Origin of the sequence: Pontibacillus chungwhensis BH030062 (genome assembly GCF_000770675.1) — a bacterium.
Classification (GTDB): domain Bacteria; phylum Bacillota; class Bacilli; order Bacillales; family BH030062; genus Pontibacillus; species Pontibacillus chungwhensis.
This window is the reverse complement of record NZ_AVBG01000002.1, coordinates 273,364-294,755: the sequence shown is the minus strand read 5'-3', so window position 1 is coordinate 294,755 and position 21,392 is coordinate 273,364. Positions and strand designations below refer to the sequence as shown.

Sequence of the window (21,392 nt, the reverse complement as noted above, 5' to 3'; positions counted from 1 at the left end):
CCCTTTATCATTTTCTATACATTTTAAGAGGAGTGATTAGCATGAATGTATTGATGATTGGATCTGAGTGTACGCCCTTTATTAAATCAGGTGGACTAGCTGACGTATTAGGATCGTTGCCACAAGCGTTGAAAGACCAAGGAGCTGACGTACGGGTTGTATTACCAAAGTATCAGGAGATGAAGGATGAGTGGAAAGATAAGCTAACGCTTATTGATACGCTCACCATTCAATTAGGATGGCGTCAACAGTATGCAGGGATAGAGTATTTAGAGTACGAAGGAATTCCCGTTTATTTTGTTGATAATGAGTATTATTTCAAACGCTCTAACTTATATGGGTATGAGGATGAAGCAGAGCGTTTTGTTTTCTTTAATCGTGCGGTTATGGAAATGGTTCGCGCCCTGGATTGGAAGCCAGAAGTTCTTCATTGCCATGATTGGCAAACGGGATTGATTCCGCTCTTTTTACACACTCACTACAAAGAAGATCCTGTATTTGAAGGTATGAAAACTGTTTTCACGATCCATAATCTTAAATATCAAGGTATCTTCCCTCAATCTGTTCTTCACGACTTGATGGATCTCGATGAACGATTAATGACGGTAGATGGTGTAGAGTTCTTTGGGAATATTAGCTTCATGAAAGGAGCTCTAAATTTCTCAGATACAATCACAACGGTTAGTGAAACTTATGCCGAGGAGATTCAAACACCTTATTATGGGGAAAACCTAGATGAAGTACTTCGCAAACATTCTCACCGACTTACTGGCATTGTCAATGGCATTAACCTCCAAGACTATAACCCTATGAAAGATGAATCGCTTGCTTTCCCGTATCGTAGTTCATTAATAAAGAAAGCTCAAAATAAAATGTGGCTTCAAGAGAAGTTGGGACTTCCGGTTGATCAAACGATCCCGATGATTGGGATTGTTTCTCGTCTAGTCGAGCAAAAAGGTTTTGATCTTATTGGAAGAATCTTAGATGAATTGTTGGAACAAGTTGATGTTCAAATTGTTCTGTTAGGAACAGGAGAACAATATTATGAACAAATGTTTCAATGGTTTGAACATAAGTATCCAGACAAAATTTCGGCTAACATCACCTTCAGTGAATCGTTATCCCGCCAAGTATATGCCGGGAGTGACCTATTCTTGATGCCATCTCGTTTCGAGCCATGTGGTATTGGACAGTTATTAGCTCTACGATACTTAACTGTACCGATCGTTAGAGAAACAGGTGGTCTTGTAGACACCGTTCATCCATTCGACGAGGGTACAGGTGAAGGGAATGGGTTCAGCTTCACAAACTTTAATGCACACGATATGTTATTTACCATCCGTCGCGCCATTGACATTTATCATGATCAAGCCACGTGGAAACGTTTAATTAAGAACGTCATGAAAAGCCAATATTCCTGGGAGAATTCTGCGAAGCAATATATGGACTTATATCAATTGATGCTAAAAGTATATGTTTAACGCATCAGAATGGAGGATCCCAGTATGTTCAGCAGTAAAGAAGAGTTTAAAGAGGCTTTTGTTAAGAATTTAGAGTCTGAAACTGGTAAAACAAAGGATCAGGCAACACAACAAGATGCATATCGTGCTTTGAGTCATTTGGTACGCGAAAGGCTCCTTCAGAAATGGAAGGAAACGGAGCAAACCTATCAAGAGTCTGGTGAGAAGCAAGTCTATTATTTCTCTATGGAGTTCTTGATGGGTCGCTTACTGGGGAATAACTTACTAAATATGGGAGTATTAAACGTAGTAGAGGAAGGGCTTGTTGATCTTGGTCTTACAATGCCCATCCTAGAAGAGTCTGAAGCAGATGCAGGGCTTGGAAATGGTGGACTCGGTCGTTTAGCAGCTTGTTTTCTAGATTCATTAGCCTCTCTCGGATTGGCTGGACATGGAGTTGGACTCCGTTATCGAAATGGTATGTTTACTCAAAGGTTCGTAGATGGACATCAAGTCGAACTCCCGGATCACTGGTTACAGGATGGGTATATATGGGAAGTGAGACGTGATGAAGCGGCAGTAGAAGTGCAATTTGGTGGAGATATTGAGTCTTATGAAGATAAAAATGGGGATCTCCATTTCACTTATAAAAATAGCCAAAGGATTCGTGCGGTCCCTTACGATGTCCCTGTAGTAGGGTATCAGGAAGAGGCAGTTAATACGCTCCGATTATGGAGTGCAGAGCCATCAGAAGAAGATTTGTTAACAAAGGCTCATATTGAACAAGCGCACGGGAATTTTATTGGTCATCAGCGGGATTTAGAAGAAATTACATCATTCCTCTATCCAGACGACTCTCATGACGATGGGAAAAAATTGCGCCTAAAGCAAGAATACTTTCTTGTTTCTGCTGGATTGCAAAGCATTATAGCCCAATTTGAAGATTTAAATCTTCCTTGGACTGAATTCAGTAAGAGAGTTGCCCTGCATATTAATGATACTCACCCTGCTCTTATCGTGCCGGAACTAATGAGAATCCTTATGGATGTTAAGGGATTAGGATGGGAAGAGGCATGGTCGATTACCCAATCCTCTATTTCTTACACGAATCACACGACGCTAAGTGAAGCCCTTGAAACTTGGCCAGTTGATGTCATTCGTACAATGGTACCGAGAATCTTTATGATCATTGAGGAGATCAATGAGCGTTTTTGCCAATCATTATGGGAACAAGACCCAGGAGACTTCGATCGTATTGCTCAACTCGCTATTATCGCAGATGGAACCGTTAAGATGGCCCATTTATCTATAGTAGGGAGCCATAGTGTTAATGGTGTCGCCAAGCTTCATACTGATATTCTAAAGAAGCGTGAGATGAAGGCTTTTTACGAGGCATTTCCAGAACGTTTTAATAATAAAACGAATGGGATCACACATCGTAGGTGGTTGCTTCACGCGAATCCATCTCTTGCTGAACTTATTACCGATACACTAGGAGAAGAGTGGAAACGTGAACCAAAAAGGATGAAACAGCTACTAGGTTACCGAGAAGATGGGGCCTTTTTAGATGAATTGCATGAAATCAAACAGCAGAACAAGCTCAATCTAGCCCAATGGATTGAGAAAGATCAGGGGATTACAGTAAATCCGGACTCCATATTCGATGTTCATATTAAACGACTTCATGGATACAAGCGTCAATTACTGAATGCTCTTCATATTATGCATTTATATAACGAACTAAAAGCAAATCCTTCGAAAGAAATGACGCCAAGGACATTTATTTTTGGGGCGAAGGCAGCTCCTGGGTACTATTTTGCCAAAAAAGTTATAAAACTAATTAATACCATTGCTGAAGTAGTGAACCATGACCCTGACACGAAAGATACCATTAAAGTTGTCTTTATGGAGGATTATTCAGTGTCGTTAGCTGAAAAGATTATACCTGCAACAAACGTTAGTGAACAAATCTCTACAGCTAGCAAAGAGGCTTCGGGTACAGGGAATATGAAACTGATGATGAATGGAGCTCTTACACTTGGAACGATGGATGGGGCTAATGTAGAGATTCATGAATCGGTTGGGAACGATGCCATTTATACCTTTGGCCTAAGCTCTGAAGAAGTGCTCAGCTATTATCAAACGGGGATTTATGATGCCAAGGAGATGTATAATCACGACAAAAGGATTCGTCGTGTTGTGGACCAACTCTATCACTATAGTCCGTTCTCAAAAGGGGATACTACGTTCCATGAGCTATACCATGCTTTAATTACACATAACGATGAGTACTTCTTGCTAAAAGATTTCAGTAGCTATGTGGCGGCTCAAGAAGAAATTAGCCATGATTACTTGAATCAACGAAAATGGAATGAAATGAGTTTATTGAATATTGCTCATTCCGGTGCGTTTTCAAGTGACTATACCATTCAGAGCTATGCAGATGAGATATGGAAGATCAGTGAAGCAAAAATGCTGAATGGATAGGTTTTTGGGGGGGAGTCCAGGTGAAGCATTTGGATATATATCATAATAGTTTTGAAACTGTCTATCGTGATCCTTTTGGTGCAGCGCCAAATGGATCACATGTGAAGTTGAGTATTGACGTGCATCACCGCCAACACGTATCAAGAGTGAGTCTCCATTATATTTATGATCAAACAAATGAAAAACATATTAAGGAAATGGACTTATACAGCGAGGAACATCAGTATAGTGGGTTTGAAGTGACCATTACAATGCCTGAAAAACCTCAATTAGTATGGTATTTCTTTGAAATTGAAACAGAAGACCGCTCCTTATATTATGGTCGTAAAAGTGCCGAAGAAAGCGGAGAAGGTATGGTGTATGGGGAAGATCCCCCTTCTTGGCAAATCACCGTTTATGACCCCTCCTATCAAACACCAGACTGGTGGAAAAACGCTACAATGTATCAAATATTTCCAGATCGATTTCATGCCTCTGGGGATATTGAAATGACGAAAGCACCTAAAACGAGCCTTATCCATGCCCACTGGGATAATGATCCTTACTATATTCGCAATGAGCGAAGAGAAGTTGTGAGGTGGGACTTCTTTGGAGGGAACATTAAGGGGGTCATTGAAAAACTTGACTATATAGAGTCTCTGGGTGTAACAGTCATTTACCTCAATCCGATCTTCGAGGCGGAAAGTAATCATCGATATGATACAGGTGATTATCATAAAATTGACCCTCTCTTAGGGACGAGAGAAGATTTTGAAGAGTTGATTAAAGAGGGGAAAGATCGTGGCATTGAAATTATGCTCGATGGCGTATTCAGCCATACAGGCAGCAACAGTATCTACTTTAACCAGCGCGGAGAATATAATTCGGTTGGAGCCTATCAATCTAAGGAATCCCCCTATTATTCGTGGTATACGTTTCACCAGTATCCAGATGAATATGATGCCTGGTGGGGTGTGGGAACGTTACCAACACTGAATAAAGAAGATGAGAGTTATCAGCATTTTCTCGTTCATGACGAGAATAGCGTCATTAGAACATGGCAACGATCAGGAATGAACCATTGGCGTTTAGATGTAGCAGATGAGTTAACGGACGATCTCATTCGTATGATTTATCAAAAGCTCAAAAAACATCACCCTGATAGTGTTCTTTTAGGAGAAGTGTGGGAAGATGCATCGAACAAAACCGCTTATGGAAAGCGGCGAGATTATTTTCTCGGAGGCGTCTTGGACTCTGTTATGAATTACCCGTTACGAGCCCTTATGCTCGATTTTATTCGTGGAGAAATGGACGCAAGTACACTGCATACCCGCCTTGTTACATTGCGGGAGCATTATCCGAAACAGTATTTTTATGCTGTGATGAATATGCTTTCAAGCCATGATGTAGAGCGGATAAAAACGTTACTAGAAGAAGCATTGCCTGAGCCATTAAATGGTGAGAAGGAAGTTATGATCTCTAAACAGATGAAGGCACTCAGTCTATGGCTTTATACGTTTCCGGGGATCCCCTCTTTGTATTATGGAGACGAAGCGGGTTTAACTGGAGGAGAAGATCCGGATAATCGAAAGTCTTATCCATGGGATCGTGAAGACCAAGACCTTCTGAACTGGTATAAAATGATGGGATCTGTTAGACGTGAACACCAAGCTCTTCGAACAGGGAGTTGGGTTTCGTATGCTCCAGACCCGGATGTCTATACATTTGTTCGCTCGATTGAGAATGGAGTAGATGAATTCGGTACAGAAGCATCAGATGAGGAGATTATGTTTGTTTTTAACCGCAATATAAACGAAGAGAAATCAATCATCATACCGGCTAAAAAGGGAAAATGGCAAGATGTTATCGATAAATCTGTATATAAAACCAAAGAGAATACATTATCACTTACCCTTTCATCTAGCAAATGTATGTTGCTGAGACGTTTGCATTAATCTAAACCCTATTATATGTAGAGCAAATTAGGATACATCCTTAATCGTACTAATACTTAACGACCAGAGCATAAGCCCTGGTCGTTTTTAGTATGCATTATGATTTGTTTCAGAAAGATTGATAGTCTATTGTTCAAAAGAAAGTCCATACCGTTCCATTACTTTTACAAGAGACATCGCTTCACGCCCGTCTCGCATAGGCGTCGTTTCCGCTGTAACGAGTGCATTAAGTATTGCTTCTTCTGTCGCTTCTCCAACCGCCCTGAAAGCAGGGTTCAAGTCTTCTTCATGAACAGAAGGAATGGATAAAGGTGCGGTTGGTTTATCGTGTGGGATCTTTGTGGCAGTGGAAAATCCAATAGCGATATCCCCGCTTCCATGAGCAATGGTCGATCCTGTTCTGGCTAGTCCAGTACTCGTGCGTTTAATGATTCTGTTTAGCTGACGGTCTGTAACAGGTAGGTCTGTAGCCACAATCATCATAATGGATCCTCGATCAGGTTCATTTGAAGCGTGAATCAAGTGTTCATATATGGATTGTCCAACGGGAGTGCCGCTCACGCATAAATCCTCCATTTGACCAAAATTAGCTAGCACAAGTACGCCTATTGTGTATGTGCCATGGGAAAGGCCAATGAGGCGGGAGGAAGATCCGATACCACCTTTCAATCCATAACATACCATTCCTCGACCAGCTCCAATCGCCCCTTCTTCGAATGTGTCTGATGCTGTCTCAATCGCTTTATACACATCTTCATTAGTAACCGCAGATTCTCGAATATGATTAATGAGCATGTCATTGCATTCACCTACTACAGGATTCACTGTCCCTGTTGTTCTACCAATGGTTTGATTATGCTCTAATATGTATTTTGTAAGCCCCTCAGTAGCTGCTCCAACACTTAACGTGTTCGTTAATAAAATAGGAGTCTCGAGAGTTCCTAACTCGCTTAATTGAACAGTACCCACGGTTTTACCAAAACCATTAAGAACATATGAAGATGCAATTAGCTTCTCTTGAAACGTATTTCCCTGGTGAGGGATGATCGATGTAACGCCTGTTTTCCACGCTTGATCATCAATCGTTGCATGACCCACCGTTACACCGGCCACATCCGTTATACTATTGTTCTCACCAGCTTCTAAACGACCTATCTTTACTCCGTAATCACGGATCCTTTTTTTGTGATGCAAAGACTCACTTCCTTTACCATGCTTTCCTTACCCCTTCTTCATTTAGTAGTAAATTCCTTTATTTCTTGTTGCAGTTGGTTGTTCAAACTTTCCGGTGAAAGATAATTTGTTTAGCAGCTACAGCGAGTTCAATTTTACTCAAAGCTTCACAGTGAGATTCTTTCATGTTTTCTTCCGTTGAAACAGGAGGGGTCGTTAAAGGTTCTGCAAGGTCCCAATTGGTAAACCAATCTTCTGGGGAAGGGGGGTGGTGTTCTATTATTTCCCAGGCTATGTTTAAAGGTGGGCTGTAAATGCGGGCAGCACCTTTTCGCAATTGGCACCGTTCAAGTTTAATAGAAAGCTTTCCTGGAGGAGAGTCGCGAATAGTATGGAAGAGGTGTGGCCAATAATCTTTTCGTGATCCGGTGTGAGGGTGTTTCTGAGCCCAGTGAACAATGGAGCGTAACCGCTTAGAGTTGGAGAAAAGGGTTGCATAAAGCTTTTTTCCAAAATTGATACGACTTGATATGGAAGCGAATTGATGAACGGTATGTCCACCAAAGTGAATTTCGTTTTGTTTCTTCTTGTTGGCATATGGAAATAAGATTTGAGTTAAACCGAGCCATTCTTGTATTTTAAAATCTAAGGTATCTAAAACGGCTTGTTTAAAAAATGGGTTATGGATGACCCTTTTCTCAATATAGTGTTGTTCATTCATGATTAGTGCAGTAGACAAAGTGGAACGGTCTTGTTTCTCTAGAAATGAGTTCCATATAGGCTCCATAAATCGGGATACATTAAAGTGTGTTAGTAAATGAAATAGGGATTGATTATGTTGAATGCTGTAGTGATAGAGAAGGAGTTGAGGATAAGCATCTTGGAAGATTAGCCAATTTGCTCGTTCTAAAAGCCTGAAATAGTTCTTTTGTTCCTTCTCTGATAGAAGTTTAGACAACCATTCTCCCTTTAAGTCGGTCATACTCCATCCACTATTTCTTGAAACAAGATGAGCTAACAAAGCCCACTCGATTTCAGGATAGGCGTTATAAAATGATAAGTATTGATTCGTTCGGGTAATATTCGATTCATTGTGAGTTTGAGTAGAGGCAGTGATTTCGTCTATAATGTTCTGTTCAAATGCTGTTAAAGATTGAATGGAGTTGTGTAGCAGATCGTCTTTGATTGTCTTCATTTTTAGAGCATTCATCAAGTCTTTTGTAGAGGCTTTAGGTTGTTTTTTCCATATTGGATGCAAAGACATCTCCCCCTATAAACAGTTGCTATTCCATATGTATGGCAATTTTTAAAAAACATGAGTAAAACTAGTTTGTGAGACGAATGTACTATTTGATAGTCTAAAGTAGGATTTACAACAAATCTATATTTTGGTTTAATATGGATAACTTTATAACTCCGCTCCTGCTCTAGTAATAGATTCAGATAAACGTATTACTAGTTTTTATTTCACTTTAATGCAAACGCTTTCATTTTAGTTGCACTAAACTATCTTTTTCACTGTCTTAATCTTATAGATAGTGGATGTGAATGATTGTTTTAAATGAAAGCGTTTGCACAAAGGGCAGTTATAAGGAAATTCATTCATGAGGAAGGGGAGGCTTTATGAAGAAAGCTTTCAGAATAGGAATTGTAATGGTTTTGCTTCTAAGTATGGCACTAACACCAGGAGTTACATACGCTGTGAAAGATGCAGAAGGTCATTGGGGTGAATCAGGAAGTGAACGATGGAACTCACAAGGAGACCATCACTTAGTAACACGTGCAGAATTCTATCATATTTTGAATCACACCTTTCAATTTACGGAAACAGCTGATATTCCATTTAACGATGTGAAAGGGGACTGGAACGAGAGTGTAGTATCAAAAGCACTTGCGGCTGGTTATGTGGAGGATACAACAAAGCCTGCTCTTCGTCCGAATCAGCCCATTTCAAGAGAAGAATTTGTGAAAGTGATGGCGCATGTTCTCGAAATGCAAACAGAAGGAAAAGGTGAATCTGTTACGTTCAAAGATAAGAAACATATGAGTACAGCAACACGTGAAGCGGTTGGAGCAATGGTAGAAGTGGGATATATGAAAGGCGTTAACAAAAATAAGTTTCATCTTTCTAAAAAGGTATCAAAAGATCAGTTCATTGTCGTACTTAATCGCATCTTTGAAGAAGTATACAGTGAGCAGGGTACTTACGCAGATCAAACAATAGAAGGGAATCTATTGGTGGCTTCAAATGAACTTTCATTAAACAATATTACCGTCAAAGGAAATCTCTATCTCGCTCAAGGTGTCAATTTTCCAAATGGGGTAGTAGTAGAGGGAGACATCATTCGAGTGGGGCCAGGGGATTATGAAGAACAATCAGAAGTACCAGAAGGCACCCTTCGTATTCACTTCCAGAATGATCAGGAAACGTATGAAGACTTAGGTGTGTGGATATGGAACGATGTCGCTTCACCGACAGAAAATTGGCCTAAAGGAGCTCTTCCTTTTGAAGGAACAGACGAGTACGGCGCATACGTGGATATTAAATTAAAAGAAAATGCACAAAATGTTGGTTTCTTAGTTGTAAATCGGGTAAGTGGAGAGAAACAGCTAGAAGATCAGAGCGTACAACTTACAACGCCCGAAAAGAATGAGGTATGGGTGCAACAAGGAGGTAAAAAGGTGCTCCCTTATGAACCAATTGAACTTGAAGAAAATGAAGTTCGTATTCATTACGTTCGAGAAGATGATACGTATGATGATTTAGGTCTTTGGGTTTGGGAAGATGTTAAAGAGCCAAGTAAAGATTGGCCAATAGGCGCCTTATCATTTGATGGAGTGGATGAGTACGGGGCTTATGTAGACGTAACATTGAAAGAGGATGCAGAAAAGCTTGGGTTCCTTGTACTTAACAAGGAAACTGGAGACAAAGAGGCAGGAGACAAGGTGTTCTCCTTACTGGATCAATACAACCGTCTTTGGATAAAAGAAGGAGATGACACGGTTTATACCTCTCCGTATTGGGAAACTCCAACAGGACTTGTATCAGCTGAGGTACTCTCACAAAACAAGCTTCTGTTAAGTTATACAATGACGAAAGGGCTAACAGAAGATCAGTTAAAAGAAGCGATCACTATTGTGGATAAGGAAGGCAAGGAAGTAACGGTTGAAGGAGTTTCAATCGTTGATGAAACAACTGTAAAATTGGATGTTTCCATTACACCTGACATGGCACCATTCGAAGTTACGTTTGCTGGTCGTACGGTTTCAGCAGATGTAGGTTGGCGAATGATCGATGAACTTTATTCTTATGAAGGAGATGACCTTGGTGCTACGTATGAAAATGGTAATGCCACATTGAAACTGTGGGCACCAACGGCAAGTAACGTGGTTGCCACATTTTATGATAAAGAGAAATGGGATAAATCCATTGGCCAGATCCCTCTGACAAAAGGAGAAAAAGGCGTTTGGAAGGTAGATGCAAAAGCATCTGATTTAGGGGTAGAGGACCTTAGAGGTTACTATTACCAGTACGAGGTAACGAATAACGGAGAAACGAAAACCGTTTTGGACCCTTATGCCAAGTCTATGGCTCCGTTTACTGTAAATACGAAGGGAGAAGCGGGACCAGACGGGGACAAGACAGGGAAAGCGGCTATCGTTGATTTAAGTCAGACAAATCCTGAGAACTTTACCCATGCAGATATTCCAGGTTTCAAGAAGCGAGAAGATGCAGTGATATGGGAAGTTCATGTAAGAGACTTTACGTCTGACCCATCTATTTCAGGAGAGTTAAACAATCAATGGGGCACATTTAATTCCTTTAGTGAAAAGCTAGAGTATGTAAAGTCATTAGGTGTTACACACATTCAAATTCTGCCTGTAATGGCCTGGTATTACGGGGATGAAACAAGAATGGATGAGCGAGAGCTCGAATATTCTGCGGCGAATAATTCGTACAACTGGGGTTATGATCCTCATAACTACTTTTCGCCAGATGGGGCATATTCTGAAAACCCTGCAGACCCAGAACAAAGAGTGAAAGAGCTAAAGCAAATGATCCATGAAATTCATGAAGCAGATATGGGTGTCGTTTTAGATGTCGTATATACCCATATGGCAAAATCCGATTTTCTAAACGATATTGTTCCAGACTATTATTTCTATCAGGATAGCGATGGAAATTTCATTGGAGGATTTGGGAACAATCTAGCAGCTAATCATAAAATGGCTGAGAAGTTAATGGTTGATTCTGTGAAATATTGGTTTGACGAATATAAAATTGATGGAATGCGTTTTGATATGATGGGAGATGCCTATAACGAGTCGATCCAAAATGCTTATAATGCAGCTGCAGAAATTAACCCTGATGCTCTCTTCATCGGTGAAGGGTGGAGGACCTTTGGTGGTGCAAAAGCAGAACCCGCTTTAGAAGGGCAAGGTGCGGACCAAGACTGGATGGATGAAACAAATGACGTTGGAGTGTTCTCTGATGAGATGCGTAACGAATTGAAATCCGGATTTGGCTCAGAAGGAGAACCGCGTTTTATCACAGGTGGTGCTCGCTCAATCGATACAATCTTTAACAATATCAAAGGGCAGCCATCCAACACACCAGCAGATGATCCGGGTGATATGGTGCAATATATAGCAGCCCATGACAACCTGCCTCTATACGATGTTATCGCGCAGTCGATTCAAAAGGACCCAAGCGTTCCAGAGAATCATGAAGAGATTCATAAGCGCATTCGTCTAGGAAATACCATGGTATTGACTTCACAGGGTACCGCGTTCCTCCATGCTGGCCAAGAGTATGGAAGGACAAAACAGTGGTTTGGTGAAGGAGTACCTGAACAGAAGTATCATGAGTTTACAGATGAAGATGGGAATCCGTTTGGATACTTTATTCATGATTCCTATGATTCATCTGACGCCATTAACATGTTTAACTGGGACAAAGCTACAAACGAAGAAGATCATCCAGTAAGTACAACAACAAAAGATTTTACAGCTGGATTAGTTAAATTGCGTCAGTCTACAAACGCTTTTCGATTAGGTGAAATGGAACTGGTTAATGAAAATGTAACAAGGGTTGCTGCGCCTGAAATCCAGGATGAAGATTTAGTTGTGGCCTACAAAGCTCAATCAACAGATGGAACTGGATCCTATTATGTGTTTATTAATGCGGATAGCGAGACCCGTAATCTTACGTTGGATACAGACCTGACTAAAGGCACAGTTCTTGTCGACCATGATGAAGCTGGAACTCAAGAAGTACAAAGCCCGAGTGGATTTACATTAGCAAGTGACTCCATAACATTAGATCCTTTAACGACTGTTATTGTGAAAGTAGAAGAATAAAAAAGAAAGCCAACACCCTCGTGGTGTTGGCTTTTGTATTATTGGTTTAAAACATGGTTAATTGCCTTGGCTACGCCATCTTCTTTATTGGTCGCCGTGACCCACTGAGCCTCTTCTTTGACGATATCCTGAGCATTCCCCATAGCTACACCGTATCCAGCCTCGCGAATCATAGCCAGATCATTGACGCTGTCTCCGACTGCCATTACTTGATCCATCGTTAAATCTAACCAGCTTGTCACTTTTCGAAGCGCAGTAGCTTTGTTAATCCCTGCTGGGTTGACTTCAATATTCGTAGGACTTGAATTCGTAACTTCAAACGCGTCATTGTTCTCTAGTTCGCTTAGAATGGTTTCTCTAAGCTCTGGGTCCTCAAACTCAAACCCATATTTCAGCCATTGATAATCTTCAACTTCCTTTTCAAAGGGCTCATGACTGTTGAAGCGTCCTTCTACAGTGGAAGACCAGAAAAATGCGTTGTGCTTATTGGTCAGGTCCCACAGGTGTCGAACATCCTTACCACTTAAAGGGTTACGTTCCACAAGGTTGAAGCTTTCATCATAAATCTCACCGCCGTTAATTGTAATGAGATATGCTGATTCACCTAATGGTTCTATAACTTCCTTGCAATTGGGTAAGGAACGGCCCGTGCTAATTACAACGTGAATTCCTTTTTGTTTTGCTTTGTGAATAGCCTCTTTATTGGCTTCAGAAATTTCATGGTTAGGGCTTAACAAAGTCCCGTCCATATCTAATGCGATTAATTTGATGTCTTTATGTTCCAATGTAACGCCTCCTATCTTAGCCCCTTCATTTTAATATAAAACGATACAAAGGAGAACCTTGGGGTTAGTTTGGTTTCATAAAGCGGTAGTACTAAGCCTGAATTAGCTCTCCATCCCCCTGCCTCAATATAGGGGAATTTGTTATACTAGGTTGTAGATTAAAGAAAAGCCGTTGCTCTGTTTGAAGGGGGATGGCTCTTTTTATGGAACGAATAAAGAGGAGTGACCATGATGTCAGTCAGCCTTGATCAGTCTATCAGATTAGATGGTCAGTTTTATCAAACCTTAAAAAAAGAGAAAGAATACAAGTGGGAAACAACACAGTGTATTGAGAACACAGTGAAGAATTTAGTAAAAGAACGTACAAGCTCTAATCGTCCGGGTATGCTGCTTGGTAAGGTACAATCAGGAAAAACCCGTACGTTTCTAGGGATTATGGGGCTAGCTTATGATAACGGATATGATCTTGTTATCATCCTTACAAAAGGGACAAATGCATTAGCCAGACAAACGTATGTCCGAGTGCAACAGGAATTCGCTTCTCCCATCCAAGATGATCAAATGCGTGTATTTGATATTATGAGCTTACCTGATAACTTAAGGAAATGGGAGCGCCGCCAGAAGCTTGCGCTCATTGTTAAGAAAGAAACCAAAAATATGGATCGATTGAAACAGACTTTGTTTGAGAATTATCCTGATTTGTCTTCTAAGCGGATCCTTTTCATTGACGACGAGGCAGACTTTGCAAGTGTTGCCTATCAAAAGAATACAGAAGCTAATATTCAAGAGATGCGCGTTATTTCAGGGAAGATTGACGAGTTACGTGAAGTTCTCACATCAACTTCTTACTTGCAAGTAACGGCAACACCTTATTCTTTGTACCTACAACCAGAAGAGCGACGAATTCATGAGAATAAAGTGTTCCAACCTGTTCGCCCTGCTTTTACTGAGCTCGTGCCTGTTCATGATCAGTACGTAGGTGGAGAGATGTATTTCGAGAAGTCTAAAGATGACGATCACTTAGCATCTTACCTTTTTCATGAGGTAGACGACCGGGAGCTTGAAGTAATGAAGAAACTGGACAGGCGCAGAATAAAACTTAATGAGCTTCTCTATCAAAAAAACATTAACAATATCAGAGAAGCATTCGTTAACTTCATCGTGGGGAGTTCAATCCGTAGGTGGCAGCAACGAAAAAGCGGACTTCGTATGGAGAAATATTCATTTATGATTCATACGGAGAGGGGGAAAATGGCCCATGCCTGGCAAGAAGAATTGTTAAATCGGATGGATGCTCAACTTAAAGAAAGCGCTCAAAACGATGATCCCATTTTTCGGGATCTTATAGAAGCTTCTTATAAGGATCTCATTTGTTCTGTTTCTAAAGGGGAAGGTCCGAATCCCTCTTTCCAAGAAATATTTTACGAAGTTCGGAAGGCTGTATTAGAAGAACATGTGGTCAGTTCCGTTGTTAATTCAGAAAAGGATGTGAATGAGCTTCTTGATCATACAGGGCAGCTCCAACTAAGAGCTCCGATGAATGTGTTCATAGGAGGACAAATATTAGATCGTGGAATTACAATTGGAAACTTAATCGGCTTCTTCTATGGACGTAATCCAAAGTCTTTTCAACAAGATACCGTTCTTCAGCACTCACGTATGTATGGGGCTCGGCCAATTGAGGATGTGGCGGTAACTCGCTTTTACACGACTCGGAGTATTTACGACGTTATGGAGCGGATTCATGAATTTGATACAGAGCTTAGGGAGTCCTTTGAGCGAGGTGGACATGAGCAGGGGGTAGTGTTTATCCAGAAAGATTCGATGGAAGAGATCATACCATGTAGTCCTAATAAGATCCTTTTATCAAATATAAGAATGATGAAACCTCATAAACGTATGTTACCTATTGGATTCCAAACCGGCTACAAAACAAACATCCAAAAGACGGTCAATCACGTAACAAAACAGCTTGAGAAATGGCGTGTTTCTGCTGTTAAACACAAGGGAGAAGCGTTTCTCATACCAGTAGAAGCGGCGAGTGAGATTCTTGATCATATCCATCAGACGATTGAAATGGAACATGGGTATGAGTGGAATCTAGAAGATTATCAATCTATGCTTCATTACCTTTCTAATGAACACGAATCTACGGAAAAGGGGTATGTGTGGATTGTCATGCGTCAAGGTCGTCAAATTAAACGACTAGATCAGAACGGGCGCTTTGAGTCATCTCCAGATACTCCAGGAAATGGACAAGGAGAGCTTGCTGTAGCGCGTAATGTGGCTACACATGTCCCAGCTCTTATTCTTCTCCATCAGCAAGGAAAGAAAGAACAAGGATGGAGAGGAGCTCCGTTTTGGTGGCCTGTTCTTGTGGCACCAAAAGAGACAAAGACCGCCGTTTATGCAAGTAAAACCGTGTGAGGAAATGCTGTAACGAATTCGCCACACAATGCACACAACTTTGTCACCAGTATCTATTGAGATCCCCCCTCTTTCGGAATATGATTAAGGTAGAGTCAGTCATCTGACGACTGACAAATAAAATGGCTTATTCATAGAGTGTCGAGTTTTATATAAAGTGAGGAGGAATTCGTAATGCTTGTATTGAGTGCATTAAGTGCCATCATAGCTCCGTTTATCTTTTTAGTTTTACTCCGCATGTCAGCTGTAAAAGGAATGTTGTTTAGCGCCATTATTGTAATCCTTTTATCTTTTACAGTATGGGGAGTGGGGAGTAATGTTATCTTAGCTTCTATATTGCAAGGCACTCATAAAGCTTTAACGATTCTTCTCATTCTGTTCGGGGCCATCGTGCTCTTAGAAACGTTACGCGGGACAGGAGCTGTTACGCGCATAAATCAGGGGTTCCGAAATATTTCTAAAGATATGAGAGTTCAAGTAGTCATTGTGGCTTTCCTTTTTGGTTCTTTAATTGAAGGGGCCGCAGGGTTTGGCACACCAGCTGTAGTTACAGGTCCTTTAATGGTAGCCTTAGGATTTACACCGATGGCGGCGGCAGCGCTTGCTCTAATTGCCGACAGCTCAGCCGTATCCTTTGGGGCAGTAGGTACACCTGTTCAAGTTGGGCTTAGTAATGTGCCAGGCGCTGACCTCCATTTCTTTCAAACAATAGCCGTGAAAGTTACTCAAATTGATCTCTTAGGGGCAACCTTTGTTCCATTTATATTGATTCTCATATTAACCATTTTCTTTGGCAAGGGAAAAGGGTTTAAATCTTCCGTACCATTGTTACTATGGTCTTTAATGATTGGGTTAACGTATTCGATTTCAGCTCTTTTATATGCTACCTGGTTCGGTCATGAATTTGTATCCATATTAGCAGCATTGACAGGGTTAGTCGTTGCTACAGTAACTGCCAATAAAGGGATCTTGCTCCCGAAAGAAGAGTGGAAAGAAGCATTACAAGAAGATTTTGAAGAAGATGAAAATGCTTCTCCTATGAGTTTACTAACTGCCTGGGCTCCTTACCTAGTTGTTGTAGCACTATTATTGATTACACGCATTGTAACTCCAGTTAAACAATTTACGCTAAATGTTTTAGACCTTTCCTGGGAAGGTATCCTCGGATTTGAAGGGATCTCATCTGGATGGCAAGTCTTATATTCTCCTGGAACAGTTTTAGTAGTAGCAGCTTTAGTAGCTTTAGTCATTCAGAGAAAGTCTTTTTCAACATTTGCGAGCGCTTCAGTAAAAGCTGTTGGTTCAATCAAAAACGCTGGATTAGCTTTACTCTTTACATTAGCATTGGTGCAAGTTTTCACGAATTCCGGGATTAATGGCAATGAATTAGCAAGTATGCCTCAATACATCGCCAAGTCACTTGCTGGGGGATTTGGTTCCATGTGGATCTTTGTCGCTCCATACCTTGGAGAGCTTGGCTCATTCATTACAGGAAGCGCAACAGTTTCAAACCTAACCTTTGCACCAGTTCAGCACAGTATTGCAACGCAAACCAATATGGATAGTAATATTGTTCTTGCTGTGCAAGTGATGGGTTCTTCAGCCGGAAATATGATTTGCGTCCATAACGTAGTAGCAGCATCCGCAGTCGTAGGCCTGGCTGGTAAAGAAGGAGATATTATCCGAAAAACCCTAGGACCAGCACTTCTCTACGGTGCCTTAGCTGGATTAGGCGGGTTTATTCTTTTATCCTTATAACTGTTAAAGCGATCCTTACAAAAGGATCGCTTTTATTTGGCTCTAAGGAAGAGGCTCGATATTGAGATAAGGTCCGTTGCTATAAGAGTGCTAGGGCAGGCTTGGGGACCACTCGCTTTCCTGCGGGGAGCTGGGAAGCCTCCTCAATCGCTACGCGCTTTCCGGGGTCTCCCCTAGATTTTAAAGTGCAGGAGTGGTGCCTAGGACCGTACGGATAAGTCAGCTTTTTGGAAAAGGCGATTAGCCTTTGTAAAAAAGATGACTTATCTCGCTAGGTCCTCCACTCCGGAACTGGATAGGCTCCTTACCCCGCGGGAGTCTCGCAGTCCCCAAGCCTGCCCTGACGTTAATTAGGTGAACGGACCTGCTTATTATAGTTGCTTTTAAGCCCCCTCTCCCACAAATATGATTCGTTTCCGTCTCTCCCTATTTGGCAAAGGTGGGCCTGGAAATTGCGAGACTCCTGCGGGAGAAAGAGGTCGACGAGACCCCGCAGGGTGGTTTTCCCGAGGAGGCTCGACAGCTCGCCCGCGGAAAGCGAGTGATTTCCAGGCCCACCTTACGCTCCATTAAAGTTGACGGAAACCTCTTCTCAGCTTCGAGTCTTCAACAATCCAGCTCTATTCACACAAAGCCTTTCATCTCAATTAAAGAAATTTCAAGAAGTTATTGAAAACACTTCCATTTTCCATTACTATGTTTCTAAAGCAGGTCATCTGATGACCTGCTTTTTAATAAAATAAATTGAAAGCGCTTGCGTAATTTAAATCGATCAGGGGGAATGTGGGAGATGCTTATTTTGGCGGCACTGAGTGCCATTATTGCACCGTTTTTGTTTCTCGTTTTGCTACGTATGTCAGCAGTAAAAGGAATGTTTTTTAGTGCTATTATTGTCATTTTATTAGCTTTGACCGTTTGGGGAGTTGGGGGAGAAGTGATTATTGCTTCTATTCTCCAGGGGACACATAAGGCATTAACGATATTATTAATCTTATTTGGTGCCATTGTGTTACTAGATACTCTCCGAAACACAGGAGCGGTCAGTAGGATTAACAAGGGGTTTCGAAGTATATCTGGTGACATGAGAGTTCAAGTTGTCATTGTGGCTTTTTTATTTGGTTCTTTGATTGAAGGAGCTGCAGGGTTTGGAACTCCGGCTGCTGTGACGGGACCTTTAATGGTTGCGTTAGGATTTACACCTATGGCTGCTGCAGCATTGGCGCTTATTGCGGATAGCTCAGCTGTTTCATTTGGTGCAGTAGGGACGCCGGTTCAAGTTGGTTTAAGTAATATACCTGGTGCGAACCTATCATTCTATCAAGATGTGGGTGTTAAGATCACTATGATTGATCTGATGGGGGCCACATTTATTCCGTTTGTTCTCGTGTTTATCTTAACCTTTTTCTTTGGAAAGAAAAAAGGCTGGTCCAATGCTTTGTCTTACTTACCATGGACGCTTTTAGTAGGAGCGACCTATTCCTTATCAGCTCTTTTGTATGCCTCTCTTTTCGGACATGAATTCGTATCGATACTAGCATCGCTAACAGGATTAATAGTAGCAACAGTGACAGCTAAAAATGGAGTCTTATTACCAAAAGGGGAGTGGAAGGACGCTCTAGAAGGTGGCTTCGAGGAAGAGAAGGACCAGTCTAACATGGGTCTTCTTAGAGCGTGGTCTCCTTATGTAGTAGTGGTTCTTCTTCTATTAATCACGAGAATTATCCCTCAAGTGAAACAGTTTACGCTCAATGTCTTTGATCTATCTTGGGAAAATATACTGGGGTACGAGCAAATTTCCTCAGGGTGGCAAGTTCTTTATTCACCGGGCACGGTTCTCATTATAGCGGCTTTATTAGCTGTTGTAATTCAAAGAAAATCATTTAATAACTTCACAACTGCAGCTGCAAAATCCCTTGGCTCCATAAAAAGTGCAGGCCTTGCGTTACTATTTACTCTAGCTCTTGTACAAGTGTTTACAAACTCTGGGTTGAATGGGGAAGATCTTTTAAGCATGCCGCAGTACATTGCACAATCATTGGCAGGTGCTTTTGGCCCGATGTGGATCTTTGTGGCACCATTTTTAGGTGAATTAGGTGCCTTTATCACGGGGAGTGCAACAGTCTCAACCCTCACCTTCTCACCTGTTCAATATAGCATCGCAAATCAGACCGGCTTAAATACAGACGTTGTTCTTGCTGTCCAAGTCATTGGCGCAGCGGCAGGGAACATGATTTGTGTTCATAATGTAGTAGCAGCTACTGCGGTCGTAGGGTTGACCGGGAAAGAAGGAGACATTATCCGTAAAACACTCGGACCTGCCATCCTTTATGGGGTGTTAGCTGGAATAGGCGGATTTATCCTTCTCAACATTTTGTAAAAAAAGAATGGGTGTAATGATACCGGTTTCTTTCCAAATTCAAGGATTTCCATTAGAATAATGGTAGGTTTTACTTGAAGTTGGAGGATGACATCATGGAATACAAACAAATACGTGCTAGAAAAATATATGAAGAAGTTGCAGACTCGTTAATAGATATGTTGAGAACGGGAGATTTACAGCCCGGAGATCGATTGGATTCAGTAGAAAGCTTAGCTAAAAGCTTTCAAGTAGGTCGCTCTGCCATTCGTGAGGCTTTAAGCGCTTTAAGAGCCATGGGGCTTCTTGAGATGCGTCAAGGAGAAGGGACTTTCGTAAAGCAATTTGACCCTTCTAGGTTTTCAGTACCGGTTTCTGTTGCTTTCTTAATGAAGCAGGAAGACATTAAAGAATTACTAGAAGTACGTAAAATACTAGAAATAGGTGCTGTAGAATCAGCAGCTACACATTATACCAAAGAAGATCTCGATGCTATGCAACAAGCGCTAATTGCAATGGAGCAGGCAAAGGGTAACGGTGATTTAGGCGAAGAGGCGGATCTAGAGTTTCATTTAGCGATCGCTCATGCTACACATAACCAGATGTTAATTAATTTAATGAACAGTGTTTCAGAGATTATGATGGAAACGATGCGAGAAACGCGTCGATTATGGCTTCACTCTGAGCAAAAGACAACAACACTGCTTGAGGAACACCGCAAGATCATGGAAGCCATTCAAAACCGAGATAAAGAGCATGCAAAATCACTTATGTTTGAGCATCTCACGAAAGTTGAGCAAGCCTTAAATCAATTTATAAACAAATAGAATGTCTAATACAATGGCTTCTTTTGGGTGAAAGAGGCTTTGGTGTTACCTAGTCATCAGATGACCTGCTTAATTGAGGCGGGCCAATCACCAGGAGGTAATGAAAGATGAAGGTTTCGTTATTTATCACGTGTTTATGCGATGTAATGGCCTCGGATGTAGGAAAGGATACAGTGGAGATTTTAGAACGGTTTGGTTGTGAGGTGGATTTCCCAGAGTCACAAACCTGTTGTGGCCAGCCTGCCTACAATAGCGGTTATGTGACGAAAGCTAAAGAATCCATGAAGCAAATGATGAAAGCGTTTAAAGAATCTGAATATGTAGTGAGCCCTTCTGGTTCATGTGTAGCAATGCTTCATGAGTATGCTCACTTGTTCAAAGATGATTCAGAGTGGAGGGAAGTAGCACAAGAATTAGCTGATAAATCTTATGAACTAACGCAATTTTTAGTAGATGTATTAGGGGTTGAAGACGTAGGTGCTACTTTCCCCGGGAAGGTTACTTACCATCGCTCATGCCACATGACCAGACTTTTAGGTGTCACAGAAGCGCCGTTTAAGTTATTGAAGAATGTAAAAGGACTTGAGCTTATTGATTTGCCTTTATGTGAAGATTGCTGTGGATTTGGAGGAACCTTTGCGGTTAAACATTCAAGTATTTCAGAACAAATGGTTAAAGAAAAAACAGAGCACGTGGTTGAAACAGGGGCAGATTACGTTATAGGTGGAGATATGGGGTGCTTGATGAATATCGGAGGACGTCTAAGCCGTGATGATCGTCAGGTTACAGCTCTTCATATTACGAAAATCCTAAATAGTCATTAA

Annotated in this window: 12 protein-coding genes; 9 read left to right on the top strand and 3 right to left on the bottom strand. The window is 41.3% G+C overall.

Annotated features, from left to right (window positions below):
- Window positions 1-41: 41 nt before the first annotated feature.
- Genes glgA through N780_RS04150 form a run of 3 tightly spaced genes read left to right on the top strand, consistent with a single transcriptional unit; the run spans window position 42 to window position 5,881 of the window.
- Entirely contained in the window at window positions 42-1,481 is a 1,440-nt protein-coding gene (gene glgA / locus N780_RS04160; RefSeq protein ID WP_036780387.1) for a glycogen synthase GlgA, read from the top strand.
- A gap of 24 nt (window positions 1,482-1,505) precedes the next feature.
- Entirely contained in the window at window positions 1,506-3,947 is a 2,442-nt protein-coding gene (locus N780_RS04155) for a glycogen/starch/alpha-glucan phosphorylase (protein WP_036780381.1), read from the top strand.
- Window positions 3,948-3,967: 20 nt separating this feature from the next.
- Complete coding sequence (locus N780_RS04150; protein ID WP_052114879.1) at window positions 3,968-5,881, top strand: glycoside hydrolase family 13 protein; 1,914 nt, start codon at window positions 3,968-3,970, stop codon at window positions 5,879-5,881.
- A gap of 126 nt (window positions 5,882-6,007) precedes the next feature.
- Here N780_RS04150 and N780_RS04145 read toward each other — a convergent pair whose 3' ends face one another.
- Window positions 6,008-7,075, bottom strand: coding sequence for a DmpA family aminopeptidase (locus tag N780_RS04145; protein ID WP_036780379.1), 1,068 nt, complete (start codon window positions 7,073-7,075; stop codon window positions 6,008-6,010).
- Window positions 7,076-7,157: 82 nt separating this feature from the next.
- The gene (locus N780_RS04140; protein ID WP_052114878.1) at window positions 7,158-8,312 is read right to left on the bottom strand and encodes a DUF2515 family protein; all 1,155 of its coding nucleotides are present in this window, start codon (window positions 8,310-8,312) and stop codon (window positions 7,158-7,160) included.
- 365 nt (window positions 8,313-8,677) lie between these two features.
- Here N780_RS04140 and N780_RS04135 point away from each other — a divergent pair, with 365 nt between their 5' ends.
- Complete coding sequence (locus tag N780_RS04135) at window positions 8,678-12,415, top strand: pullulanase (RefSeq protein WP_052114877.1); 3,738 nt, start codon at window positions 8,678-8,680, stop codon at window positions 12,413-12,415.
- Window positions 12,416-12,453: 38 nt separating this feature from the next.
- Here the strand turns inward: N780_RS04135 and N780_RS04130 are convergent, their stop codons facing one another.
- Window positions 12,454-13,200 carry a Cof-type HAD-IIB family hydrolase gene (locus tag N780_RS04130; protein WP_036780377.1) on the bottom strand — a complete coding sequence of 249 codons (747 nt, stop codon included), beginning with the start codon at window positions 13,198-13,200 and terminating at the stop codon, window positions 12,454-12,456.
- A 228-nt stretch (window positions 13,201-13,428) separates the two neighbouring features.
- Here N780_RS04130 and N780_RS04125 point away from each other — a divergent pair, with 228 nt between their 5' ends.
- The 5 genes from N780_RS04125 to N780_RS04105 all read left to right on the top strand — a co-directional run bounded on the left by N780_RS04125 (window position 13,429) and on the right by N780_RS04105 (window position 21,392).
- Window positions 13,429-15,627 carry a Z1 domain-containing protein gene (locus N780_RS04125; protein WP_332307800.1) on the top strand — a complete coding sequence of 733 codons (2,199 nt, stop codon included), beginning with the start codon at window positions 13,429-13,431 and terminating at the stop codon, window positions 15,625-15,627.
- Window positions 15,628-15,801: 174 nt separating this feature from the next.
- Window positions 15,802-17,385 carry an L-lactate permease gene (locus tag N780_RS04120; RefSeq protein ID WP_036780375.1) on the top strand — a complete coding sequence of 528 codons (1,584 nt, stop codon included), beginning with the start codon at window positions 15,802-15,804 and terminating at the stop codon, window positions 17,383-17,385.
- A 790-nt stretch (window positions 17,386-18,175) separates the two neighbouring features.
- The gene (locus tag N780_RS04115; RefSeq protein WP_036780373.1) at window positions 18,176-19,762 is read left to right on the top strand and encodes an L-lactate permease; all 1,587 of its coding nucleotides are present in this window, start codon (window positions 18,176-18,178) and stop codon (window positions 19,760-19,762) included.
- Window positions 19,763-19,857: 95 nt separating this feature from the next.
- Window positions 19,858-20,568, top strand: a complete 711-nt coding sequence (locus N780_RS04110; RefSeq protein ID WP_036780371.1) for a FadR/GntR family transcriptional regulator — start codon at window positions 19,858-19,860, stop codon at window positions 20,566-20,568.
- Window positions 20,569-20,675: 107 nt separating this feature from the next.
- Entirely contained in the window at window positions 20,676-21,392 is a 717-nt protein-coding gene (locus N780_RS04105) for a (Fe-S)-binding protein (RefSeq protein WP_036780369.1), read from the top strand.